This is a genomic window from Streptomyces sp. NPDC004065, assembly GCF_044903565.1.
GTDB lineage: Bacteria > Actinomycetota > Actinomycetes > Streptomycetales > Streptomycetaceae > Streptomyces.
The window spans coordinates 790,396-811,727 of the sequence record NZ_JBJDQT010000001.1; the positions used below are offsets into that span (position 1 = coordinate 790,396).

Annotated in this window: 26 protein-coding genes; 15 read left to right on the top strand and 11 right to left on the bottom strand. The window is 68.3% G+C overall.

Features of this window, described 5'->3' with window-relative positions; genetic code table 11:
• Nucleotides 1-196 precede the first annotated feature (196 nt).
• From ACI2LW_RS03550 to ACI2LW_RS03570, 5 genes are all read left to right on the top strand, one after another.
• Nucleotides 197-1,003, top strand: a complete 807-nt coding sequence (locus tag ACI2LW_RS03550) for a DUF2637 domain-containing protein (protein ID WP_404729410.1) — start codon at nucleotides 197-199, stop codon at nucleotides 1,001-1,003.
• A 115-nt stretch (nucleotides 1,004-1,118) separates the two neighbouring features.
• Nucleotides 1,119-1,763 (top strand): MobC family plasmid mobilization relaxosome protein, encoded by a 645-nt coding sequence (locus ACI2LW_RS03555; RefSeq protein WP_404729411.1) that lies wholly within the window; start codon nucleotides 1,119-1,121, stop codon nucleotides 1,761-1,763.
• A complete protein-coding gene (locus ACI2LW_RS03560; protein ID WP_404729412.1) occupies nucleotides 1,760-3,454 on the top strand; it encodes a relaxase/mobilization nuclease domain-containing protein in 1,695 nt (564 codons plus the stop codon). Before ACI2LW_RS03555 ends, ACI2LW_RS03560 begins: the two co-directional genes overlap by 4 nt.
• 196 nt (nucleotides 3,455-3,650) lie before the next feature.
• Entirely contained in the window at nucleotides 3,651-4,460 is an 810-nt protein-coding gene (locus ACI2LW_RS03565; RefSeq protein ID WP_404729413.1) for a hypothetical protein, read from the top strand.
• On the top strand, nucleotides 4,447-5,616 hold the full coding sequence (locus tag ACI2LW_RS03570) for a helix-turn-helix domain-containing protein (protein ID WP_404729414.1): 1,170 nt from the start codon (nucleotides 4,447-4,449) through the stop codon (nucleotides 5,614-5,616). The genes ACI2LW_RS03565 and ACI2LW_RS03570 overlap by 14 nt, the downstream gene beginning before the upstream one ends.
• 4 nt (nucleotides 5,617-5,620) lie before the next feature.
• Here the strand turns inward: ACI2LW_RS03570 and ACI2LW_RS03575 are convergent, their stop codons facing one another.
• Genes ACI2LW_RS03575 through ACI2LW_RS03585 form a run of 3 tightly spaced genes read right to left on the bottom strand, consistent with a single transcriptional unit; the run spans nucleotide 5,621 to nucleotide 8,107 of the window.
• A complete protein-coding gene (locus ACI2LW_RS03575; RefSeq protein WP_404729415.1) occupies nucleotides 5,621-6,442 on the bottom strand; it encodes a WbqC family protein in 822 nt (273 codons plus the stop codon).
• Nucleotides 6,378-7,067, bottom strand: a complete 690-nt coding sequence (locus ACI2LW_RS03580) for a YdcF family protein (protein ID WP_404729416.1) — start codon at nucleotides 7,065-7,067, stop codon at nucleotides 6,378-6,380. Before ACI2LW_RS03580 ends, ACI2LW_RS03575 begins: the two co-directional genes overlap by 65 nt.
• Nucleotides 7,064-8,107, bottom strand: coding sequence for a helix-turn-helix domain-containing protein (locus ACI2LW_RS03585; protein WP_404729417.1), 1,044 nt, complete (start codon nucleotides 8,105-8,107; stop codon nucleotides 7,064-7,066). The genes ACI2LW_RS03580 and ACI2LW_RS03585 overlap by 4 nt, the downstream gene beginning before the upstream one ends.
• Nucleotides 8,108-8,226: 119 nt before the next feature.
• Between ACI2LW_RS03585 and ACI2LW_RS03590 the strand changes: the two genes are divergently transcribed.
• The 7 genes from ACI2LW_RS03590 to ACI2LW_RS03620 all read left to right on the top strand — a co-directional run bounded on the left by ACI2LW_RS03590 (nucleotide 8,227) and on the right by ACI2LW_RS03620 (nucleotide 11,822).
• Entirely contained in the window at nucleotides 8,227-8,643 is a 417-nt protein-coding gene (locus ACI2LW_RS03590; RefSeq protein ID WP_404729418.1) for a hypothetical protein, read from the top strand.
• Nucleotides 8,643-9,065, top strand: a complete 423-nt coding sequence (locus ACI2LW_RS03595; protein ID WP_404729419.1) for a hypothetical protein — start codon at nucleotides 8,643-8,645, stop codon at nucleotides 9,063-9,065. Before ACI2LW_RS03590 ends, ACI2LW_RS03595 begins: the two co-directional genes overlap by 1 nt.
• Entirely contained in the window at nucleotides 9,062-9,298 is a 237-nt protein-coding gene (locus ACI2LW_RS03600; RefSeq protein WP_404729420.1) for a hypothetical protein, read from the top strand. Before ACI2LW_RS03595 ends, ACI2LW_RS03600 begins: the two co-directional genes overlap by 4 nt.
• Nucleotides 9,286-9,426, top strand: coding sequence for a hypothetical protein (locus ACI2LW_RS03605; RefSeq protein WP_404729421.1), 141 nt, complete (start codon nucleotides 9,286-9,288; stop codon nucleotides 9,424-9,426). The genes ACI2LW_RS03600 and ACI2LW_RS03605 overlap by 13 nt, the downstream gene beginning before the upstream one ends.
• A gap of 103 nt (nucleotides 9,427-9,529) precedes the next feature.
• Nucleotides 9,530-10,696 carry a radical SAM protein gene (locus tag ACI2LW_RS03610; protein WP_404729422.1) on the top strand — a complete coding sequence of 389 codons (1,167 nt, stop codon included), beginning with the start codon at nucleotides 9,530-9,532 and terminating at the stop codon, nucleotides 10,694-10,696.
• The gene (locus tag ACI2LW_RS03615) at nucleotides 10,693-10,905 is read left to right on the top strand and encodes a hypothetical protein (RefSeq protein WP_404729423.1); all 213 of its coding nucleotides are present in this window, start codon (nucleotides 10,693-10,695) and stop codon (nucleotides 10,903-10,905) included. The genes ACI2LW_RS03610 and ACI2LW_RS03615 overlap by 4 nt, the downstream gene beginning before the upstream one ends.
• Nucleotides 10,906-11,021: 116 nt before the next feature.
• Nucleotides 11,022-11,822, top strand: a complete 801-nt coding sequence (locus tag ACI2LW_RS03620; protein ID WP_404729526.1) for an aminoglycoside phosphotransferase — start codon at nucleotides 11,022-11,024, stop codon at nucleotides 11,820-11,822.
• 159 nt (nucleotides 11,823-11,981) lie between these two features.
• On the opposite strand, the gene ACI2LW_RS03625 is transcribed toward ACI2LW_RS03620, so the two are convergent.
• The 6 genes from ACI2LW_RS03625 to ACI2LW_RS03650 form a co-directional block, all read right to left on the bottom strand.
• Nucleotides 11,982-13,103 carry a hypothetical protein gene (locus ACI2LW_RS03625; RefSeq protein WP_404729424.1) on the bottom strand — a complete coding sequence of 374 codons (1,122 nt, stop codon included), beginning with the start codon at nucleotides 13,101-13,103 and terminating at the stop codon, nucleotides 11,982-11,984.
• A 383-nt stretch (nucleotides 13,104-13,486) separates the two neighbouring features.
• The gene (locus ACI2LW_RS03630; RefSeq protein ID WP_404729425.1) at nucleotides 13,487-13,738 is read right to left on the bottom strand and encodes a hypothetical protein; all 252 of its coding nucleotides are present in this window, start codon (nucleotides 13,736-13,738) and stop codon (nucleotides 13,487-13,489) included.
• 434 nt (nucleotides 13,739-14,172) lie between these two features.
• The gene (locus tag ACI2LW_RS03635) at nucleotides 14,173-14,739 is read right to left on the bottom strand and encodes a mobilome CxxCx(11)CxxC protein (protein WP_404729426.1); all 567 of its coding nucleotides are present in this window, start codon (nucleotides 14,737-14,739) and stop codon (nucleotides 14,173-14,175) included.
• A 238-nt stretch (nucleotides 14,740-14,977) separates the two neighbouring features.
• Nucleotides 14,978-15,703 carry a hypothetical protein gene (locus tag ACI2LW_RS03640; RefSeq protein ID WP_404729427.1) on the bottom strand — a complete coding sequence of 242 codons (726 nt, stop codon included), beginning with the start codon at nucleotides 15,701-15,703 and terminating at the stop codon, nucleotides 14,978-14,980.
• Nucleotides 15,704-15,863: 160 nt separating this feature from the next.
• Nucleotides 15,864-16,466, bottom strand: a complete 603-nt coding sequence (locus tag ACI2LW_RS03645; RefSeq protein ID WP_404729428.1) for a hypothetical protein — start codon at nucleotides 16,464-16,466, stop codon at nucleotides 15,864-15,866.
• Nucleotides 16,467-17,206: 740 nt separating this feature from the next.
• Nucleotides 17,207-17,695: an ArsI/CadI family heavy metal resistance metalloenzyme gene (locus tag ACI2LW_RS03650; RefSeq protein WP_404729429.1), complete on the bottom strand. Its 489-nt coding sequence runs from the start codon at nucleotides 17,693-17,695 to the stop codon at nucleotides 17,207-17,209.
• 160 nt (nucleotides 17,696-17,855) lie between these two features.
• Here ACI2LW_RS03650 and ACI2LW_RS03655 point away from each other — a divergent pair, with 160 nt between their 5' ends.
• The 3 genes from ACI2LW_RS03655 (at nucleotide 17,856) to ACI2LW_RS03665 (ending at nucleotide 19,317) form a co-directional block, all read left to right on the top strand.
• Nucleotides 17,856-18,224 carry an ArsR/SmtB family transcription factor gene (locus ACI2LW_RS03655; RefSeq protein WP_404729430.1) on the top strand — a complete coding sequence of 123 codons (369 nt, stop codon included), beginning with the start codon at nucleotides 17,856-17,858 and terminating at the stop codon, nucleotides 18,222-18,224.
• A 91-nt stretch (nucleotides 18,225-18,315) separates the two neighbouring features.
• Entirely contained in the window at nucleotides 18,316-18,831 is a 516-nt protein-coding gene (locus ACI2LW_RS03660) for a GNAT family N-acetyltransferase (RefSeq protein WP_404729431.1), read from the top strand.
• Nucleotides 18,832-18,897: 66 nt separating this feature from the next.
• Entirely contained in the window at nucleotides 18,898-19,317 is a 420-nt protein-coding gene (locus ACI2LW_RS03665) for an arsenate reductase ArsC (protein WP_404729432.1), read from the top strand.
• A gap of 157 nt (nucleotides 19,318-19,474) precedes the next feature.
• On the opposite strand, the gene ACI2LW_RS03670 is transcribed toward ACI2LW_RS03665, so the two are convergent.
• Both ACI2LW_RS03670 and ACI2LW_RS03675 read right to left on the bottom strand, forming a co-directional pair.
• Nucleotides 19,475-20,464: a DMT family transporter gene (locus tag ACI2LW_RS03670; protein WP_404729433.1), complete on the bottom strand. Its 990-nt coding sequence runs from the start codon at nucleotides 20,462-20,464 to the stop codon at nucleotides 19,475-19,477.
• The gene (locus tag ACI2LW_RS03675) at nucleotides 20,461-21,204 is read right to left on the bottom strand and encodes a TetR/AcrR family transcriptional regulator (RefSeq protein ID WP_404729434.1); all 744 of its coding nucleotides are present in this window, start codon (nucleotides 21,202-21,204) and stop codon (nucleotides 20,461-20,463) included. Before ACI2LW_RS03675 ends, ACI2LW_RS03670 begins: the two co-directional genes overlap by 4 nt.
• Nucleotides 21,205-21,332 lie beyond the last annotated feature (128 nt).

The following is a 21,332-nucleotide window of genomic DNA, read 5'->3' on the forward strand; positions in this document are numbered from 1 at the left end:
GAGTAGGTCAATAAGACGTGGTCCACGACCCCGCCCCCGCCATGTGCGGACAACCCGTCAGGCAGCCAGAGCGCCTTGAGAGCACTTGGATTTCGTTGGGGGCCCTGTCGTACTCCCAGCTTCGGGCTCCAAGTCTTCGGTAAAGGCGTCGTCGATCGCCTTGCGGGTGCGGGTCTCGCTGGAGGGCAGCAGGTGCGTGTACGTCCGGCTGGTCGGCACGATCGGCTTCGCCCTGTCCTATGACGCCCTTCGGCAGATGACCGTCGCCATCCACATCCGCGGAATACTCACCTACGCCTTCCCGCTCATAATCGACGGTTTCATCGCCATCGGCGTCGCTGCCTTGCTCATCCTGCGCACCGCACCCTGGCGTTCCCGGCTGTACGTCTGGGCGCTCGTCGGCCTCGCCACCGTCACCAGCATCTGGGCGAACGCCCTGCACGCCGTCCGTCTCAACCAGGAAGCCCACACCACCGGACTTCGCCTGGACGACGTCACCGTCGGCGCCCTGTCCGCCATCGCCCCGCTCGCGCTCGCCGGGGCCGTCCACCTCGACCTCGTCATCCGCCGCCACCCCGCGACTCGGCACGTCCTCCCCAAGAGCGGCGCCGCCCACCGCCACATACCACCCAGCCGCCACGATCACGTCGAGGAAGCGCCGCAGCGGCCCGTGCCGGGCGAAGACATTCCCGGCACACCAACAGCCACGCCACAGGCACAGAATGTGGCGGAAGACGCGGTGGACGTGGCGGAAGACCTGGCCGATGCGGCAGATGCCCCGCAGCAGCCTGCCCGGCCGAAGGGTCGGCAGCCCAGCGCCCCCATGGATGAACTTCTGGCTCTCGGCCGCACCGCACCCCTGGGCCGCAACGGACGAGTCTCACGCCGCCACGTCGAATCGGCGATCCGGGCCCAGGGCTACCCCATCGGCAGAGACCGTCTGACCGAAGTCGCCCGCCGCCTGCAAGCCGAACTCGATCGCGCACCCGCCCGAGCTTCCTGACCTTCACCGCCCGATCGACACCGCTCGTCCCAGCGCCGCAGCGCGGGGACGGCAGAGGGGCGGCACCAGCTGCTCCCTCACCGTCCAGCAACCAACACCCGCCGAGAGCTGCTAGATGCACGATTCCCAGCCTGAACCGCGCCCCAGCCAGCAGGAGATGACCACGAGCGCCACCCAGCCAGCAAGGTATGCCGTTGGACCGTCCAAGGGTCGGCCCAACGGGGACGCCTCCGCCCCGGGGGTGGCGAAGGCCCTCGAACGCCAGGGGGCGCCCGAGAAGGAGCAACTGACCGACGCTGCGCCCGCCGTACTGCCACGTGCCGCCGAAGCCGCTGCCCTGCACCGCATCGCTCGCCGCCGCAAGCGCCAAGACACCCAGCGCAAGGAGCGCGTCGACGTGCGCTACAGCGTTGACGAGAAGACCGCGATCCTCCGCAAAGCCCGGTCACTGAACATCGCCGGCGCCCACTACGTCGGAGCCGTCGTCATGGCACACATCCACGGCGACCTCGCCCTACCAGGTCAGCGCACCCCGCTCGACGACTACATCGACGAGCTGACCGCCCTGCGTGAGCAGATCGCCAAGATCGGCAACAACATCAACCAGATCGCCAGGAAGCTCAACTCCGGCGGTCATCCACACCCTGGGGGCGCCACCGCCCTGGCCCAGGCCGAGCGCACCCTGACCGCAGTCCGTGCTGCCGTCGGCGAGATCGCGGCAGCCGCGAACCAGGCCGTCTTGAAGAAGGCGGCCTGGTGATCGCGAAGATCAGCAGCGGCAAGGATACGGCCGGCCTGATCCGCTACCTGTTCGACACCAAGAAGGCCAAGGACCACACCGATCCGCACCTGGTCGCCTCCTGGGACGGCTTCGCCCCCGACCCCGGTCGCAGCAACGACTTCACCGCCACGAAGAAACTCCTGGTAGCCGACCTCGACCTCCGTGTCAAGCAAGCCCGTCGCCTGAGCCGCGCGCCCGAGCGGCACGTGTGGCACTGCTCCATCCGCGCCGCCACAGCCGACCGCCACCTCAGCGATGAGGAGTGGGCCGACATCGCCCGCCGGGTTGCGGCGGCCACCGGCATCGCGCCACAAGGCGACCCGGACGGCTGCCGCTGGGTCGCTGTCTGCCACGCGCCCGATCACATTCACATCGCCGCCACCAAAGTCCGCGGCGACCTGCGCACCGCACGCCACTGGAACGACTACCTCACCGCCGACCGCGAACTGGCAGCGATCGAGAAAGAGTACGGCCTCCATCAGATCGTGCGCGGTGACCGCACAGCCGCCAAGCGCCCGACCCGCGCCGAGCAGGAAAAGGCCCGCCGCCAAGGCCGGCACAAAACCTCCCGCGAACGCCTGCGCACCACCGTCCGCCAACTGGTGTCCATCGCCACCAGCCCAGAAGAGTTCCTCAGCATGCTCAACGACATCGAGAGCGTCCTCGTCGACGTCCAGCACTTCCCCTCCGGGGAGATACGCGGTTACAAGGTCGCCGTCGAAGGCGACACCAACACCGCAGGCCAGCCGATCTGGTTCTCCGGCTCCGAACTCGCCCCCGACCTGTCCTTCCCCAAAATCGCTCAACGTCTCACCAACATCGAAGCCCCACCGGTCACCGAGTCAAGCAAGCGGCGCAGGCCGGCCCCCTGGGACCAGGCCACCACGGCGGTCGAACGCATACCCCACTACCTCGACCAAGGTGACGACGAAGCCTCCCAAGCCCACCTCGCCGCCTTCGGCGAAGCCCTTGACGCGGTGGCCCTTCTCGCCCCCCATACGCTTCGGCCCCAACTCCGTGAGTCAGCGACCGCCTTCGAGCGCGCAACCCGCTCCCGCATCCGAGCCGAACATCACCACGCCCGAGCGTTGCGCGGCGCCGTCCGGGCGATGCTCCGCGAGCCAGTTCCCAGGGACGGCGCCGTTCTGGCGGTGTTCCTCGACGCCGCGATCCTCCTCGTCGTCGCCGCAGCCCGCTGGCACCAGCTCCGCCGCCACGACCAGCAGATTCAAGCCGCCCACCAGACCCTGCTCCACCTACAAGCCGCCTACGACCAAGCGGCAGCCACACCCTTGGCTGCACTGGCCCAGCGTCGGCCACCCCAACCAGCCGTGAACCAGCACATCCGCCATATACGCCAGGCCGTGCCCGACCACGCCGAGCGAATCATCGAGGATCCCGCCTTCGAGGCCCTCGTCACCACACTCGCCGAAGCCGAGGCTGCGGGCCACGACCCAAGACGAATCCTCCAGCAGACCGTCGATCAACGTGCCCTGGACGATGCTCGCCACCCCGCACGGGTCCTGACCTGGCGCATCCAGCGCATCAGCGTCCGGTCGGCACCGAACGCATGGCCCCGTACCCCTGCTTCGACCGGGCAGACGCCACCCACGTCGACAGAGCGGCCTCCGGCGCAGCAGCCCGCACCGGGCAGCCAGCGCCACCGCTGACTTATAGCTGACTGCCGGACCGCGCCCTCAAGCCCACGCGCTTCCGTGATCGGCAGGCACGTGGGCCTCAAGACGGCTGCCCTCGCAGCAAATCACGGACACCGGAGAAGCGCTTGTGCAAGAACTCGTACATCAACTAAAGTCTGCCGGGCAGTGAAGTGCTCCAATGCGAAGTCCGACCAGAGGAGTCGTCCGCATGAGTGTGCCTCTTTCCCTCTGGGCGACCGAGGTGTTCGGCAAGCAGGCTTCAGCAGTTCGCGTGGGCATTGGGCAGGCGCTGCGGAACATGCAGGCCAACGCTCAGGCTGCGCAGGAGCAGACCGATTCGCGCACCAACCACACCTACGGCTCGGCCCGTTGGCAGGGCCAGTTCGAGCGGGTGTGGGAAGAGCTGAAGGACTTGCCGGGAGCCGTTCCCGTCAAGCCGTTCGGGTTCCCGTTCGAGCTCATGCTCGTCGGACGCGGTCTGATCTATCCCTTCCTCTACTCGAAGACCAAGTCGGACGTACGCACAGCCCGTATCCCTCGCGAGTCCCGGCTGGTGCAGGAACTGTTCACCTTCGCACCCGAACCGGCTCATGTGCAGGACGCGTTCGACTTCGACGGCTTCGGTGAGGCCGGGCAGGTAGTGGAGCCGCGAGGCGGTCTCGCGACCGTGCCGCCCGAGACGCGCCTGATTCTGGTGCCCTTCGCCTGCAATGCCTCCGAGCTGCTGGATGCGCACTGGGGTATGGCCGCGCTGGGTGCGGACCGGCGCTTGGTGTGGGAGACGGTTCCCGAACCCCTCACCCTGCCTGACACCGTCACCTTCCACGGGCAGCGTCTCAGGAGCATTCCCAAGCAGCCGGCGTCGCCCGAACTGGAACTGACCAGCTTCGACGGCGGAGCAGAGCCGACCCTTACGCTGTCGTCGCGTGCGAACGTGGATCAGCAGCGTGACGTTCCGCCGCTGACCGAAGCAGAGCCGGCCGACGACCAGACCAGCGAAGACGATGCGAACCATTAAGCAAGACCTCATCCCAGGCTTGGAGGAGCGGGGCACAACGCCCCAGGCCATCTCCGACGGCTTCGATCCAGCCCGGCTGACGCAGGCGCGTCGGTTGGCCGAGATGACGAAGAAGGACGTCGCGCACGCCCTTGGGGTGACCCCTGCGGCGGTGGGTCAGTATGAGACGGGCGTATCTCGCCCTCGTCCTGACCTCATTCCTCGCCTTGCCGAAGTACTCGGCGTACCTGCCACTTTCTTCCTGGTCGGCCGTCCGGCGAACCGGCTCGACTCCTCCATGGCCCACTTCCGTAGCTTGCGCAGCACGCCGAAGTCCCAGAGAGAACGGGCCTTGGCTTTTGCCGAACAGGTGTGGGAACTCACCTACGCCCTCGAACGGCGGATCCAGCTTCCCCTCGTAAACCTGCCCGGCTTCGCCGGTGGTGAGGTCCATCCTGGAGCAGAGCTGCCCACGGACCCGGCTGCGGCAGCACGCGAGCTGCGGCGGCGCTGGGGCATAGGAGGCGGCCCCGTCACCCATCTGGTCCGACGCATGGAATCCCACGGCATCGTTGTCGTGATGCCCCCGGCGTCCGACCCTTCGGCCGCCACGGTCGACGCGTTCTCTACGCGCGCGGCACGGCCGCTTGTGGTCCTCACTGCCAACCGCGCTGACGACGTCTACCGCCACCGCTTCACGGCCGCCCATGAACTGGGACACCTCGTACTCCACGGCGACGCCACCGGTGACAGCCGTCAGGAGAAAGAGGCTGACGCCTTCGCCGCCGAGTTCCTCACTCCGCAAGACAGCATCCTTCCTCTCCTGCCCAAGCGAATGGACCTCGCCCGCCTGGCCGAACTCCGCCAGATTTGGGGCGTCTCCATCCACTCACTCGTCTACCGGTGTCGTGAACTGGGGCTTATCTCCGACGCCACAACCAGCCGTACCTACCAACGTCTCCGAGCCCTGGACGGCCAACCGGGTTTCATTCCGGAGTCGGTTTCGAACTACTCCGGTGAGCAGCCGTCCCTACTCCGCCAAGCCTTCGAGCTGGCCTGCAAGGAAGCCGACCTGTCGGTGGCCGCGCTGGCGCATGAACTGGCCTGGACGACCAAGCGAGTCCGCGAGCTGCTCGAGGTCCAGGAACAGCGCCCCGTTCTACGCCTCGTGCAGTAGTGACTCAGTGTCGCCCTGGCTTAAGGAAGCGTGCTTCTCGTTGGGCAGCCAGTCGGTTCGCCAAGGCACCGGAGCCGAGCTTGCTCAAGGCCCGGAGGCTGCTGGTTCGCCGACTCCACTGCCAGAGCGGGTCATCCGTATCTACAGGGGTGTGGAAGGGCAGCACCGGGATGCCGTGCGCGTCGAAGGGACCTACGTCGAGGTAACGCAGACCGCCGGTGCCGCACAGATAGTGGGTGCTGCCGGTGGCCGCGGCGAGGTCGGCGAGGCGCTCGGACCGGCCCTGGCGGGTGGGGACCTCACTGCTGTCCAGCACTTCCCCTGTCCAGCCGAGAGCGGTGAGCAGGGCGGTCGTCGATGTTCTCGCGATGCCGGCCACGTGGTCTGTGGTGTCGAATGTGTCCAAGACCATGCCCAGGACCTCGCACACGGCATTCCAGTGGGGACTGCGGCCGTAATACTGGCGCACGAGCAGCTCGACCGTCCGGCGTGAGCGGCGCGCATCAACGAGCCGCGCCTGGTTGATCAGTGTGGGGCGCCCGTGGGGAAGGTGCGTCGGCAGCGTGAGCCACTGCTGCCGACCGGGATCGTCCATGGCGGCGAGACGTGCGCGGTGCTGGTAGTCGCGCCGGGCGAACTGCACGTCGTCGAGGACGACCCAGCGGTCGGCGGCGAAGAGCTTCGCCAACGTGGACAACCGTGGGAACAAGTTCGGTTGGTGGATCGCGCACACCCCGCCCGGCGGGCCGGCGCGAGGTGGCTCAGGTGCTGATGAGACGGCTGTCGAAGCCGGCGCGCAGAAGGCGCTCGTAAGCGTCATGCACATCCCCCGGTACGTCCTGCTCGACGGCGAAGCCGAGCTTCGGGTACTCGATCACCCGTTGCAGGTCGCCGACGAGCATGTCGACGACGAGCTTCTCGTCGCCGATGGACTTGATGTAGTCGTCCAGCTCCAGCGGCTCGGAGGCGCAGACGACGTCCGCCTCGGGCCACAACTTGCGGCAGGTCGCGTACGAACGGCGTTCCATGTACGGCTTGGAGATCAGCATCAGCGACTCGACCTCCACCCCGGCCTCGGCCAGCAGTTCGCGGGAGAAGGTGATGTTTTGGCCGGTGTTGGCCGCTTTCGGCTCGACCAGGATCGCCTCGTCCGGCACGCCCAGGCTCAAGGCGTGCTCGCGGTAGTGGACGGCCTCGCCGCGCGGGAAGCGTGCGCGGGTGGTGGGGCTGTTGCCGCCGCTGAAGACCAGGACGGGAAAGAGGCCGGCGTGGTAGAGGTCGGCTGCCGCGGTGGCCACACCGAGGTCGTGGCTGCCGAGGCCGATCGCCGCCGAGCAGGGTCGCTGCTCGTGGCCCATCTGGTGGTAGTTCCAGATCAGTGTCGTGTCGTGGAACTGCTCGTCGGTGATCTGGCGCTGCTCGTGCTGCGGCACTGGCACTCCCTGGCTCATCGCTGCTGGCCCTTTCGGATGCCCTCGATGCTGCGCAGCTGGTGGCTCAGCCCGTACTGCTGGGCCACCTGTGCCGCCTGGTCGAGGACGGACAGCCCATCATTCCGGGTCGCCGCATCCGACAGAAGGATGTGTCCGTAGGCGGTGTCCAACCGAACCCGCTGCATCGGGGAGTCGACGGTACCGGTGGTGCGCGCGATGTCGATGTAGTGCAGGGCCTGCTTCAGGTCGCCGGCGCCGCGGTGGGCCAGGGCCAGCTTCTGGTGGGCGACCGACCAGTCCTCCGGTTCGCCCAGGTCCTCGAAGGCGCAGGTGGCGGCCGTCATCACGTTGGTGGCGTACTCGTTGTTGCCCTCCTTGCTCAGCGCCGTACCCACCCAGAGCCGGGCTCGGGCTCGGTCGCGAAGACTCAGGCGTTCGTCCGTGGCGAGGAGCTCGTACTGGCGGGCGGAGGCTTCCAGTTGTCCCGACATCTCCTGGACAACGGCGAGGGAGAGCTCGATCTGGGCCACTCGGCGCGGGATGTCGAGCTCGGTGAACATGCCGCGGGCCGTCAGGTAGGAGTGCCGGGCGGAGAGCGGGCCGAGGATCGCGCCCTGGTCCCGTTGCAGGTCGCCGAGAAGGACCAGCGAGCGGCCGTACAGATACAAGCCGTTGTCGTCCAGTTGGTGCGGATCGAGGCGTCCCAGCCAGCGGTTCAGCAAGGTCGTGGCGAAGGGGAAGTTCTGGCGGCTGACGCAGACCACGGCCCGCTCGATGTCCTCGGTCCAGGTCTCGTAGTCCGCCGGCCGTGCGCTCTTCCGCTCGGGAAACAGCAGTGCCTCGAACCGGGCCTGGGCGGCGGAGCCCGCGCGGGCGAGCGCGGTGTCGAGGATGGCCTGGGTGTCCGGCCGGGGGTGGGTTTCCGTGCCGAGGCTCTCCCACTTGGCGACCGTGCGCAGCGCGACGCCGAGGTGCTCGGCGAAAGCGCGCGTGCTCATGCGCAGCGCGGCGCGCAGGGCGCTCGCTTCCCGGCCGGACCATTGCTGCACGTTGACCACGGATGACCTCCCTCCGTCACGTATGGAAGCACTCTCAGTGACGATGTGGGGCGGAAAGTGCAACGGAAGTGCAACAGCAGGTCATTTCGAGGCCGATCAAGGCGGTCGACGCTAGGGGCATGGACGACGAACTCATCACGGAACGCCGGCCCGTCGCCTTCCCCCAGGTCTTCGGTTACCTGCGCCACGTCACGGGTGGCCTCTCCCGCCACGCGGCGCTCGTCGACTGCCTCACCGAGTACTGCCGGCAGCATGAGCTGACCTTGTGCGGCGTGTTCGCGGACCGAGAGGCGACGGTGGCCGTCCGGTCCCCCGCCTTCGTCGGCCTCTTGGACGCGCTCGAACTGCCCGACATCTATGGAGCCGTGGTCCCGGCCCTCAGCCACCTCGGCCCGAAGCGTGTTGCAGCCGATCGGAAGCGACAGATAACGGCGACAGACGCCCGTCTGCTCGTGGTCCGCTCCACCAGGCCGTTGACGGCCCCCGCGCGTTTCCGCAGAGAGAGCCCCGGCCTCCAGCACCAAGGGGGCACGTGATGTCTCTTCGCGATGCGCTGCGAAGCGCACCCATGGTCGACGCCATGCCGGGACTGCGTCTGCTCCGAGTCGGCGACGGCTGGGACCTCGTACGCATTTCCGCGGACATCGGCTTCCTGGCCCTGGCCCACCTGCGGGCCACCCGTGCAGCGATCGGTCCGGTGCTGTACGACGGGCCCAACGAACGCCTCTACTACGCCATCGGGATCGGCACCGCCGAACGCTGGGCCGACCTGCCGGTACGGCATCTGTCCGCCAACTCATGGCTCGTCGCACCCGGCCCGGAGCAGATCGACGACTGGTTCGGCGGCTGGTGCGAGCTGCCTGACGACGACACCCTCACCGACGCCGACGCCCTCCACGCCGCACTCCAGCACCCGTGTGTCACTGCCGCTACCGCTCTGGAGGAGGTGGGCCGGTGAGTACCAGAGCGGTCGTGTGCCACAAGGAGTGGACCTTCCAGCCCGACCGGGAACCTGACGCCGAGCCCACCACCTACGCAATGCAGTGCGCGGTCTGCGGCGAGACCTCACTGTCCAGTACCGACTTCGCCGAACCGCAGAGCTGGGTGTTCACGCACGGTGGCCGCAATCCCTCGCACCTTACGTACCGGGAGATCATCACGCGCCCGTGGAGGGCCTGGTGGAAGCTGTGAACCGCCTTGTCGCCGCCCAGGTCGCCCGGGCCTCCCGTTACGCCGGACCACTGCTGATCGTGCTCGTGTCCGGCTCATGCGGCTTCGTGATCGGCGTGGCCGCCTTGGCCGCACGGATCACGCCCTGACCCGCGATTCGCGAAGGGATCCACCGGCCGAGTTGGCGGCCAACCTGATCGCCGCCCACCACCAGGCTCGACCAACCCCTCGTATCCAACCTGTGGAGGTTCCATGATCGAGACGAACGCCGACACCCAGAGGTTGAGGACCAAAACAGCTCCGTGGCTCGTGGCCAGCCCGTTTCTCGCCCAGTACCTCCTCGTCCAGCCTGGCCGGGCGGCTGGCGTGCGCATCCCGGAGGTCCGCTACGAGGAGCTGCGGGCCGCGGGTGCGGAAGGCCGATCCGTCCCGGACTGGCTGGCTGACGCGGCGAGGGAAGCGTGGGAAACCGAGTTGCCCGCGTCGCCGGTCGGCGACGTCGTCCTCGTCCGTGAGCGGTCCCGGTACGGGTACGGGTACGGTAAGGCGTCATGGGAGATCAACCTCGGCTGTGACTACGACTGCGAGTTCTGCTACCTCGGGGAGAAGCGGTTCGAGGGCTTGGACTGGGCCGGTAAGCAGGCGCTGCTACAGACGCTGAGGGACGCCGGTGTCTTGTGGTTGCAGATCACTGGCGGTGAGGCGCTGATCGACCGCGAGTTCGGCGCCGCGTACGAGTACGCCCACCAGCTCGGGATGATGGTCCAGGTCTCGTCCAACGGCTCCTCACTGCGGAAGCAGCCGATCCGGGACCTGTTCGCCCGCCACCGGCCATACCGACTGACCCTGAGCGTCTACGGCGCCACCGCTGAGACTTACGACAAGGTGACGCGGAACCGCGGGGCGTTCGGCCGGTTCCTGATGGGCCTGGATGCCGCCCGCGAGGACAGGCTGCCGGTCCGCCTGAACGTGATCGTCTCCGACGGCAACGCGCACGAGACAGACGCGATGGTGTGCCTCGCGAAGTCGTACGGCTTCCCGCACCAGGTCTTCACGAACATGTCGCCCACGATCGACGGCGAGGCGAACCCCCTAGCGACGCAGGCAATGGGGCACCTCAAGGCCCGCAGCGTCTTCACCGGCTGCAATGCCGGCCACACGTTCTTCCACGTCAACCCGCACGGCATCGCATCGATCTGCAAGGTCGGCCGCGACCCGAGTGTGAACCTCATCACCGAGGGCGTCGAAGCCCTCCCCCGACTCGGCGCGGTCGCCGAGTCCCTACAGCTCCGCACCGGTGGATGCTCCGGCTGCACGAAGGTCGGCACATGTCGCACGTGCCGACCGCTGGCCAGGCTCTACCAGGAGGCGGGGGACCGACGAGAGCTCTACTGCCAGCATGGAGGTTACGGATCATGACTCCGCCCACCGCAACCCTGACCCCGCCCCGCGAACCGGTCATGCTCACCATCGGCCGACGCCCGGCGGACAACCCGACCAGCGCCCTGCCGGTGCCGCTGACCGCCGCGTCGATCAAGGACGACGAGTTCCAGATCATCGCCGACCTGGACGAGGCTGCCGAGGGCGCCGAGTGCAGCTGCTCGGCCGGTGACGACCAGCCGTACTAACTACGGGCGGCGCCCGTGCCGCCCGCTCGTTCCACCCTCTCAGTGCCGCCCCGGCCGTACCCTGGCCGGGGCGGCACTCCCTGTACCCGAGCACCCCTGAGGAACCGCGCGTGTCCATGTCCCGCATCCCCTTCGAGCGGCTCCCCGCCAGCATCCGCCGGGCCATCGCCGACAAAGCCGGCGCCGTCCACCAGGCGGCCACCGCGCCAGGCGGCATGAACTCCGGCATCGCCTCCGTCCTGGAGACCGAAAGCGGCAGGGTCTTCGTGAAGGGCATCCCGACCGACCACCCCCAGGTCGGTGCACAGCGCCGCGAGGCGGCGATCGCCCCGCATCTTCCGGCGTCCTGCCCACGCCTGTACTGGCACCTGGAACTCGATGGCTGGAATCTTCTCGGCTACGAGGTGGTCGAGGGCCGCCACGCCGACTATGCGCCCGGCTCACCCGACCTGCCGCTCGTGGAAGCCGCGCTCGTCGAGCTACAAGCAGTCACGGCCCCAGCCGACATCGAGATCAAGGAAGCTGTCGACCGGTGGGCGGACTACGCCCCGCCGGGGACGTTGCAGTACTTCAGCGGTGACACCCTCCTGCACACCGACTTCGCCCCGGATAACGTACTGATCGTTGGCAAACGGGCCCGGCTCGTCGACTGGGCGTGGCCGACGCGAGGTGCAGCATGGATCGACCCGGGCGCCCTGGCACTGCGACTCATGGACTCCGGCCACCTGGTGGAGGAGGCGGTCGCCTTCGCGGGCCGCTTTCCGTCATGGCGGGACGCCGAACCGGAAGCCCTCGCGGCGTTCGGCGCGGCCACCGCGGCACTGTGGCGAGAGATCGCCGAGGAAGACGGGATCCCGTGGAAGCGGGGAATGGTAGAGCGGGCGGCGACATTCGCGTATGTCCTTGCCAAGGGGTAGGTGCTCCGGGTCCTCGGTGAAGCCCAGCGGCGTTAGCCGCGATCTTGCATGAGGTCCGTCAGTTTGCTCCCGCGCCCTTACAGTCAGCTTGGGTTGCTCAGCCCGGATTCACCGGCTGCAGACCGCCCAGGATATTGAGCAAAATCTACAGTCGGCGTTCTACACGGAACCTTCCGGATTGGCCCACTCATCGATGACCGCCGCAGTGTTCGTCAGCGACTGTTCGACGATCTCGGCGAGATCGTCGATGTCGTTGCAGGATGGAAAGTAGACCGACGCTAGATCAAACACGGGGGCCTTGAGATCGACCTTTGACAGGTCGACGCGTCGATTGAGGTCGTAATGTACCAGGGTGTTACGGAACGGCTTTGCGTTCCGATCCATGATTGTCTGTGCAGCAGGTGCATCGAGAATTTCCTGAAGAGCCCGGGCCGACCGAGGCGTGAGCGGGTATCTCTGATCGGCGCGCAGGACTTTCAGACTACCGAGCACCTGGTAGATCGTAAGGAACCTGATCTTGAACTCCGTATAGTCGAACCTTCCATCAGTGCCGACCGACGGGATGGCTGCACTAACGAAATTTACCATACAGCGAAACACTGTCAGAAGGGCATTGAGATCCATGCTTCCGGGACCGTTGAAACCTCGACCGTAGTAGTCGACAGAGTGAATATCATTGCCAATCTCACCCATTTTCCATGGGTCGATTTTACTGAAGAACGTCGCACCACCTCCGGCTGGGGCCTGGGCACCCAGATGCCTAAAGTACCGACCGTACTGTTCAGTAAGCACCATGATCTCTTGGCCAGTCATCGCTAGCGTGGCGCGTGGCTCAATTCCGAGGTGAAAGTTTGCGACGTGAGTTGTCGAGATAAGTCGCGAAGCATAGGAAAACAGACCAAGGTCGGATTCAAGGAATCGGAAGGCCCGTGGCACGTTACCGGTGAAATGGTCCGTGTGTGCCGCGCGGATCTCGTCGCGGAAGTAGTCGAGCTGCCCGTCAATGCGACGGTTCGTATCCTCGAATAGCTTCAGACTGTGGCGCGCGCGAGCCACGATCGCCTTGAAGTCTGTTGACACAAGCGCCGCCAGCGCCGGATCACTCGTAGCTAGCTTCGCATATGACTCGTGAACAAATAGCGCAATGTATGGCATTACACAGAGAGAGATTACACCGGCACATTCGGCGCGCTTGGGGTCTCCGAAGTCAGCAGCAAGCCGACCTACCCAGGCCGTGTCGTCCGCTATACCCTGCTGAATGACACTCGCCCGAATATCCATGGGTCCGAGTGTAATCCTTGGGGATCATCCCGGCTACCAAAATTAACCTCGCTTGTCAGTGGGTTGGACCGTTGTTCGATCCAACGGTTCATCTGCAATGGCCTCTGGCAGTTGAGGGCAGACCGTCGCGTGACACCGCGGGGTGCGCTGGACCGCGACAGACCCGGGTTTGCAGTCACCGTGCTGTGCAGTGGACGACCCGATCACGGTGAGGTCCACCCCCAGTCCATCTCCCCCATGAGCGCGGACCAGGACCCGCCGGCCGGCCCCCTGGACAGCGCGGGACAACGTGGTGCCTACCGCGCTGACGGTTGGCGACCTCGGCGGCAGCGCGGGCGCCGAGTATGCGGTCGCCGAGTCCTCGCTGGACGAGAACCTGTGGGTCAACGCCAGCACTGTCCGCGTCGTGATTCGAGGCAGCCCGCCAGGCCCACCAGCGCGTCGTCGACGCGGATCAGGCCCGCACCTACAACTTCGGCTTTGCCCAGTACCTGGTCCTGGAGACCGAGGCGCACCGGGAGCTCACCCTCCCGTTCGATGCGATCAAGGCGCTGAACGAGGTCGCCCGCCCGGATGCCGACGTCGACGTGCTCTTCGAGTGTGCGCTGCTGCGGGCGGCGGCACGCCCGCAGCATCTCCGGCCGCGTAGATGGCTGGTGCAGCGGCCGTCCGCTGCACCTTGAGGCCGGCCTGGCTGCACGAGCAGCAACCGCGTGCCGACTGGACCGGCGAATGCTGCGCTGCCTTCAGAGCCACCATGTAGCACCCGGACAGCACGAGCAGCACGGGGAACAGCACGACCCGTAGCTGGCGGCTAGACGCTGCTTCCCCTGCATTACCTACCGCAGCAGGTGCAAGTGTGGCTAGTCGTCGGGCCGAGGTCGACCTTCGTAATCGGGCCCCAGGTCCGCGTGGATTCCCGGCGGATGCGGTCCTGGGTAAGGGGACCGCCCTGGACGTACTCGCTGAGGGCGGCAATGTATTCGTTCTGCTGAGCTGGCGTGAGAGCGAGGAAGCCTCGCATGACGGTGGCTACCTGGTTGTCCATCTCCTGCTCCCTTGCTCACAGTTAAAACTGACCACAGACACCGCAGGTTGACGGTTCCATCGTCGTGGGGACTACTAGGCAGGCCGCGCACGGGCGTTGGTACTTGCGGAGCGCAGCGCGCATGCCCATGCGGCGCTCCTTCTCCGTTACGCCCTTCTCGCTGTCCCTGTCCCGCCTTGAGGTGTCTTCAACCTCAAGCTTCTCGAACTGGACCCGCAACGTTGCGAGCGCCGGCGGGTCATCAGCCAGCGCAGTGTATCTGGTAGCCAACGAGTCGTTGGCCGCGACTGAGCCTGAGGAGTAGGCCAGTTCCTCCGGCCAGCGCTTGATGAGGGACCACAGGCTCATTGCGAGCTGCACGGCTGCGATCACCGCAGCAATGGTGAGGACGAGGCCCCAGAGCTTGTTCTGGCCAAACGTCCCCACGAGTGCTCCGATAAGCAAGGGGACAACGAGACCAACCCAGGTAAGCGCGTCGGTTTTGCGCTTCAGACGGTTGGCCCGCTGCTCGAAGATGCGCGCAGTCCCGAAGGCGTGTAGGGCGCCGTCCCGGCACTTGCCTTGGTAGTCGCCGATGCCTGCCGCCATCTGACTTTCCCCCGTTGTCGGTCGTCGCACCATCCAGACCGGAAGGCCCGAGGCCAGCGAGCCTACTGGGACAACTGGGCCGCACCCCAGGGCCACCGTGCAGGAGAAGCGGACGTCGACGCGACTTCGGCTGTCAGCCACGGGTTTGGTCGTCCTTGCTGCACGAGCAGCACCTGTGTGGCGCCTGGACCGTGTGACGACGCTGAGATCTCCGAGAACCCGTAGCGGAATCGGGGAATTACACGCGCACAAGTCCAGGGAAGCGATCGTAGTCGTCGTCACCGGGATGGGCGATGGACTCGATGTGTTCGGCCGGGATGGCGAAGCGGTAGAAGACCTCCGCGTGGGCTGGCTGAGTGCCGAGGGCCTTACCGACGAAGAGATTCGGCAGAGCGGTGAACACCGAGTGGGCACGCGGATCGGACAGGTCGATGAGCGCCGTCACCACGGCGGGCTTGCCCAGACTCCGCAGGACGCCGGCCAGGTCAGGGTCCTGCTCGTGGTAGGCGTAGAGGCTTTCGCCGCCCCAGTGGGCCAGCAGGCGCCAAAACCCGTCCGGCTCGTCAAGGAACGCGGCTGTGGACATGGCCAGGCAGACTTGCCCCTCGCGCCGCCCCCTGTTCTTCATGCCGGGAGCGAGGCTGTGCTTCGCCTTCAGCGCCGTGCATTGCTCGTCCGTGAGCAGACCACGTCGGTGTGCTTCGCCGAGCCGACCTTCGACGAGATTCGCGTCCAGCCTCCGCAGGCCCTGGCTCCGGATGGCGTCAACCTCGTGGTCGAGGAGACGGGTGCAGTGCCACGCGCGCACCAGGTGTCCATCCAGGAGCCGGTGCACCTGGTCCTCGTACCCGTACAGGGACAGGTCCCTGTAGTCGGCCGGGCCCGTGCGCGCGGAGTCCCTGGCGAGTTCGTCTACGAGCTTGGCCAGAGGGTTGGGCCAGGTGGCCGGGTCATCGGCGTCCACGACAGGACGCCCGTGCGGTGTCATTGTCACAGCGACCAGCATGACGCCCGGCACCGACAATCGACGGCGGGCGAGCCCTGGTCTCTGCGATCACCGCCTACCCCCGCCCTCTGTTGTTCGGCAGCATGGGCATAGCGGTGGGCCGAGCAGGGGTAGGCGGTCAGTGCACCAGTGCGTCGATGAGCTTGGTCAGGTTCTTCAGGGCGCGGGCGGAGGCACCGCGGGCAGCGAGCGCACCCACGACGGTGTCGCGGTCTAGCGTCCCGGTGTCGTGCAGACGGCGCAGGATTCGCTCGGCCTGCTGCTTGCCGAAGCGGTCTCCGAAGCCGTTGTTCTTGTGGAAGTCGAGCCGATCGATCGCGTCCGCCAGCTCAGCGGAGACCGCTTCCCGCTCGGTGTCCGGGCGGGTCAGGTCGACGGCGCCGATTTCGTGAGCCCATCCGCGCAGAGGAAAGCTGATGCTTTCCACGACGGCGATGGACGCTCCCCGGGCAAGCTGCATCGCGAAGTCCAGGGTCTTCTCGTCCGGGGCGTAGACGAGGACCGGGCCGACACCCCGGCCGATACGACTCCGGTCAGCCCGGGGAGTCGTGCAGATGTGCCGGGCTGCGAAGCGTCCGAGCGAGGGAATCGTCTGCTCAGAACCGAAGGCGTTGAGCACCAGTACCCCCGCCGCGTCTTGCTCGGAGCACTCCTGCTCGGTCCACTGCACGGCAAGCTCGGCAGCTATCTCCCAGTCCCGTTCGGGGTCGTCGTCCGGCACCCATGCGGCCCGCAAAATGCTACTGCTTCCCGGCATCCGCTCTCCCCCGTCTTCCCAACTATCCGGCTGCGGCTGCGACTGCGACTGCGACTGCGACTGCGACTGCGACCACGCTAACTGCTGGCTCGTCGCCCGTCCGTACGGTGAAGGGTATGACGAGGTCCTCCGCCTCCGAGCCGGTGCTGCATGGGAGGCATGGCAGGAGCTGAAGCGTGCTCGGAGGGAGGGATCGCAGTCCCACCCATTCACATAGCCGTCGCGGGCATCCCTGGGGTCTCGGAGCGCGTGAGGCCCCACCGGTCCAAGCAGCACATAGCTTGGGCCGAGCAGCCATGGAACTCGCTGGCTTGCCGGACCACGAACTGCCGACCGTCAAATGTGCCCCTGACGTCGACCCCAGCAGCAGCCTCCTGGCCAAGCCGCCTCAGCGACCGGCCCTGTCCCACGGGGTGGGCGGCGCTTCAGCAGTGTCGACTGGTGGACTACCCGCGCGAGGGCACATCCAGGGCACATGAGCCTGGGAAACGGCGTTGACCGGTGAGAACTACGGAGAGGAGTTCCCGCAGGTCAACGCACTTTTCACCGAGAAGCCCCAGGTCAAAGCCCTGCCACTTCCAATCGCTGCACGAGTGGCAGGACTTCTCACACCGGCTGCACGAGGCGGGGCACCAGCCGTACTGCCTGGTGTGGCCGTAGCCGTACCGACGCGGCCGTACCCACGCCTGGCGCCCCGGGGCTGATCAGCAGCAGCCGGCGCCGGCCGGCCCCTGCACGCCGTCCTTGTGGCCGCCCTCGGCGTGGCCGCCGTCGCCGCCCTCCGGGCCGGTGCAGCAGGTGCTGTCCTGCTGCTTGGCGAGGCTGCCGGCGTCGGCCTTGACCACGTACACCTCCCAGGGCTCCCGGCCGGGGCCGTGCACCCACACCTTGTCCTGGAGTGCGTAGCAGCAGGTCGTGTCGGTCTCCTCGGTCGTCGTGAGCCCGGCCTCGCCGAGCCGGGTCGCGGCGGCGCGGACGGACTCGGTGGACTCCACCTCGACCCCGAGGTGGTCCAGGCGGGTGTCCTCCCCTGCCGCGCCTTCGATCAGGACGAGCTTGAGCGGGGGCTCGGCCACGGCGAAGTTGGCGTAGCCGTCGCGGAGCTTGGCCGGTCCGGTGCCGAACAGCTTGCTGTAGAAGGCGACGGACGCGGCGAGGTCGGGCACGCGCAGGGCGAGCTGAACGCGGGACATGAGGTACCTCCGGCGGGACGAATGTGGCTCTGATTCGACGTTTGTCGATGTCTTACCCGGCCAGCATGGCACCCGCTTCGGCGTACGTCAATATAGATAGACATCTAAGCAGGAGCTCTCCCCCCTCCCCCACTGCTTCGACGCGTGTCAACATAGATGCATGTCGAATGCCCAGGCGCTCCCGCTGCTCGAGTCCGACGCGGCCGCACCGTGCTGCCCGCCCCTCACCGAACGCCCGTTCACGGCGGAGGAGGCGGAGACGGCGGCGCGGATGTTCAAGGCGCTCGGCGATCCGGTGCGGCTCCGGCTGTTCTCGGCGGTCGCCTCCCACGCCGGCGGCGAGGCGTGCGTGTGCGACATCTCCGACGTGGGCGTCTCCCAGCCGACCGTCTCCCACCACCTGAAGAAGCTCAAGGAGGCCGGGCTGCTCAGCTCCGAGCGGCGCGGCACCTGGGTGTACTACCGGGTCGAGCCGGCCGTACTGGCGTCGATGGGCAGGTTGCTGGCCATCGCCCCGGCGGCGGCCTGAGCGCCGGCGGCCGGTACGAAGAGGAGAGGTGCGCCGCGTGTCCGGTCCGATGTCCGGTCCCAACGGCCCGATGTCCCGTCCTCCCGGCCCGATGCCCAGTCCCGCCGGCCCGACCGGTGTGGCGATCGCGCCGCTGACCGAGGCCCATGCCGGTGAGGTCCTGGCGATCTACCAGGCGGGCATCGACGAGGGCAACGCCACCTTCGAGACGGCCGCGCCGACGTGGCGGGAGTTCGACGCGGCGAAGCTGCCCGGGCACCGGTTCGTCGCCCTCGGCGAGCGCGGCGCGGTGCTCGGCTGGGTGGCCGCGACGAAGGTCTCCGACCGGTGCGCCTACGCCGGTGTCGTCGAGCACTCCGTGTACGTCCACCCCGGCGCCCGGGGGCGGGGTGTCGCCTCCGCGCTGCTGAGGGCGCTGATCGACTCGACCGAGGCGGCCGGCGTGTGGACGATCCAGTCCGGCGTCTTCCCCGAGAACACCGCCAGTCTCGCGGTGCACCGGCGGGCCGGCTTCCGCGTCATCGGCGTCCGGGAGCGCATCGGCCGGCACCACGGCCGCTGGCGCGACGTCGTCCTAGTGGAACGCCGCAGCCCCGTGATCGACTGACCGCCGCCCGCCTCACCCCCGGCTCCACAGCCCCGACCCGGCCCGCCCCGCCCCAGGAAGAAGTCCATGCCTCCCAGCCCCCTCGCGTCCGTGCTGTTCGTCTGCGTCCACAATGCCGGGCGGTCGCAGATGGCGGCCGGATTCCTCGCCCATCTCGCGGGCGACCGGATCGAGGTCCGCTCCGCCGGTTCCCTGCCCGCCGACCGGGTCAATCCCGCCGCCGTCGAGGCCATGCGGGAGGCGGGCGTGGACATCACCGGGCAGCGGCCGAAGATCCTCACTCCGGAGGCGGTCCAGGGCTCCGACTACGTCATCACCATGGGCTGCGGCGACGCCTGCCCGGTCTTTCCGGGCAGGACGTACCGCGACTGGGCTCTGGAGGACCCGGCGGGCAAGGGTGTGGAGGCCGTACGTCCGATCCGCGACGCGATCAAGGCGCGCGTCGAGGCGCTGATCGCCGAGATCGACGCCGGGCACGGCGGGTGACCGTGGGGCGCCCACCCCTCACCGCCGTCCACCGAGCACGGGCGGGCGGGTCGTCCCGGCCCTCGTGCGCCGCCGAGCCCTCGTTCACCGAGCCCTCGTTCACCGAGCCGTCGTCCGCCGAGCACGGGCGGGTCGTCCCGGACGGGCGCCCCGGCCGTCATCCGCCGAACAGGGAGCCGGCCGGGTTCCGGGACTCCGACGCGGCGGCCGGCCGGCGGTGCGGTGGACGCGCCGGGGCGGTGAGGACGGCGAGGCAGGCCACGACCAGGGCGATGCCCGCCCAGCCGAGCAGGGGAAGGCGTTCACCGACGACCAGGACGGCCAGTACGGCCGCCACCGCGGGTTCCAGCAGGGACAGTGTGGTCGCCGTGCTCGCGGGAACGCGGGCCAGGCCCCAGCCGAACAGCACATAGCCGGTGAACATCGGGATCACGGCCATGTAGGCGCCCACGGCCGCGTCGGACCAGGAGTGCAGCAGGGGCGCGCCGGTGCTGAGCAGCACCGGCAGGAGCAGCAGTCCGCCCAGGCCGAAGACGGCGCCCATGGCCGCGCCCGAGGTGACGCCGCGGCTGATCAGGCGGTGGGCGGCCCAGGAGTACAGGGCGTAGGTGAGACCCGCGACCAGGCCGAGGCCCACGCCCACGAGGGTGGCCCCCGCCGAGCGGGTGCCGGGGCCGGAGTGCGCCCCGGCCGCCTCCGCCGCGCACAGCAGTGCGGTGCCGGCCAGCCCGAGAACGGCCCCGGCCGTCCAGCGGCGGGTGAGCCGGCGGCCGTCCGCCAGCCGTTCGACGAGCGCCGAGGCGAGGGGTGCGGAACCGATCGACACCACCGTTCCGACGGCGACTCCGGCCAGGCGCATGGAGCTGTAGAACGCCAGGGGGTACGCCCCCACCGACACCGCGCCGAGCAGCACCGCCCGGCGCCGCGCGCGCAGCGCGCCGGCTTCCCGGGCGAGGCTCGGGGCGGCCCGCAGGGCCTGGAGCAGACCGCCCAGGCCCATGGCCACGGCCCCGATGGCGAGGGGGCCCACCCCGGGGGCGAAGGTCGCCGCGGTGCCGGTCGTGCCCCACAGCACCGAGGCGAGGAGCACGCACAGCGAGCCCGTGCCCGCCGAGCCGCCGGCGCGCGCGGCCGCCGGGCGCCTCACAGCCGGTCCTGCCGGTCCATCCGGTCCGGCCGCTCCAGCTGGTCCTGCCGGTCCTGCCGGTCCATCCGGTCCGGCCGGCCCAGCCGGTCCAGCCGGTCCAGCAGGTTCGCCGCCATCGCGCGGGCATGCTCCAGACGGGTGCTCGCGCCTTCCAGGCCCGCGCGGGCCATCGCGCCCTCCAGCAGGAACGACAGGTGCTCCGCCGTCGTGCGCGCCTCCTCGGGCCGCCCGGGCAGCAGCTCCTGGAGATGGCCGGTGAGCAGCGACTCGACCTGCTCCTTGTGCCGGCGGACCACGGCCCGCCCCTCGTGGTCCGCGGGCAGCTCGGCCGCCGCGTTCAGCAGACCGCAGCCGCGGAAACCGCGCTCGTAGGCGAGAGCGGCGTGATCGGCGTAGGCGTCGAACACGGCGAGCACTCCGGCGCGGCCGTCCGCCGGGCGGCCGCCGCCCGCCTCCTCCAGCCGGCGCCGGTACAGGCCCAGCCACTCCTCGTGCCGCGCGTCGAGATAGGCCATCACGAGCTCGGACTTGGAGGAGAAGTTGTTGTACAGGCTCATCTTCGCCACGCCCGCCTCGGCGGTGATCGTGTCGATGCCCGTGGCCGCCACGCCGTCCGCGTAGAAGCGCCGCGCCGCCGCCGCGAGCAGCCGCTCACGCGCACTGCGCCGCCGAGTCGTACCGGTCCGGCTGCTGGTCCCGGTGCCGGTCCCGGTGCCGGTCCCGGTGTCTGTGTCGGCCATCGGCTTCCCCTCACTCACTAGGTAGGTCAGTCTACCTAGTACGGACCCTCCCGGCAGTCCCGTCGCTCCCGAACCCCTCCACGTGCGCGTCACCCGCAGATACGAGCGCTCCACTACCTATCCGCCCG

Bases quoted from the DNA above. Each gene is read 5' to 3' on its own strand.
- ACI2LW_RS03555 (WP_404729411.1), top strand. From the start codon at position 1,119: ATGCACGATTCCCAGCCTGAACCGCGCCCCAGCCAGCAGGAGATGACC.
- ACI2LW_RS03565 (WP_404729413.1), top strand. From the start codon at position 3,651: ATGAGTGTGCCTCTTTCCCTCTGGGCGACCGAGGTGTTCGGCAAGCAG.
- ACI2LW_RS03570 (WP_404729414.1), top strand. From the start codon at position 4,447: ATGCGAACCATTAAGCAAGACCTCATCCCAGGCTTGGAGGAGCGGGGC.
- ACI2LW_RS03575 (WP_404729415.1), bottom strand. From the start codon at position 6,442: ATGTGCATGACGCTTACGAGCGCCTTCTGCGCGCCGGCTTCGACAGCC.
- ACI2LW_RS03580 (WP_404729416.1), bottom strand. From the start codon at position 7,067: ATGAGCCAGGGAGTGCCAGTGCCGCAGCACGAGCAGCGCCAGATCACC.
- ACI2LW_RS03590 (WP_404729418.1), top strand. From the start codon at position 8,227: ATGGACGACGAACTCATCACGGAACGCCGGCCCGTCGCCTTCCCCCAG.
- ACI2LW_RS03595 (WP_404729419.1), top strand. From the start codon at position 8,643: ATGTCTCTTCGCGATGCGCTGCGAAGCGCACCCATGGTCGACGCCATG.
- ACI2LW_RS03610 (WP_404729422.1), top strand. From the start codon at position 9,530: ATGATCGAGACGAACGCCGACACCCAGAGGTTGAGGACCAAAACAGCT.
- ACI2LW_RS03615 (WP_404729423.1), top strand. From the start codon at position 10,693: ATGACTCCGCCCACCGCAACCCTGACCCCGCCCCGCGAACCGGTCATG.
- ACI2LW_RS03620 (WP_404729526.1), top strand. From the start codon at position 11,022: ATGTCCCGCATCCCCTTCGAGCGGCTCCCCGCCAGCATCCGCCGGGCC.
- ACI2LW_RS03625 (WP_404729424.1), bottom strand. From the start codon at position 13,103: ATGGATATTCGGGCGAGTGTCATTCAGCAGGGTATAGCGGACGACACG.
- ACI2LW_RS03630 (WP_404729425.1), bottom strand. From the start codon at position 13,738: ATGCTGCGGGCGTGCCGCCGCCCGCAGCAGCGCACACTCGAAGAGCAC.
- ACI2LW_RS03635 (WP_404729426.1), bottom strand. From the start codon at position 14,739: ATGGCGGCAGGCATCGGCGACTACCAAGGCAAGTGCCGGGACGGCGCC.
- ACI2LW_RS03650 (WP_404729429.1), bottom strand. From the start codon at position 17,695: ATGTCCCGCGTTCAGCTCGCCCTGCGCGTGCCCGACCTCGCCGCGTCC.
- ACI2LW_RS03655 (WP_404729430.1), top strand. From the start codon at position 17,856: ATGTCGAATGCCCAGGCGCTCCCGCTGCTCGAGTCCGACGCGGCCGCA.
- ACI2LW_RS03660 (WP_404729431.1), top strand. From the start codon at position 18,316: ATGCCCAGTCCCGCCGGCCCGACCGGTGTGGCGATCGCGCCGCTGACC.
- ACI2LW_RS03665 (WP_404729432.1), top strand. From the start codon at position 18,898: ATGCCTCCCAGCCCCCTCGCGTCCGTGCTGTTCGTCTGCGTCCACAAT.
- ACI2LW_RS03675 (WP_404729434.1), bottom strand. From the start codon at position 21,204: ATGGCCGACACAGACACCGGGACCGGCACCGGGACCGGCACCGGGACC.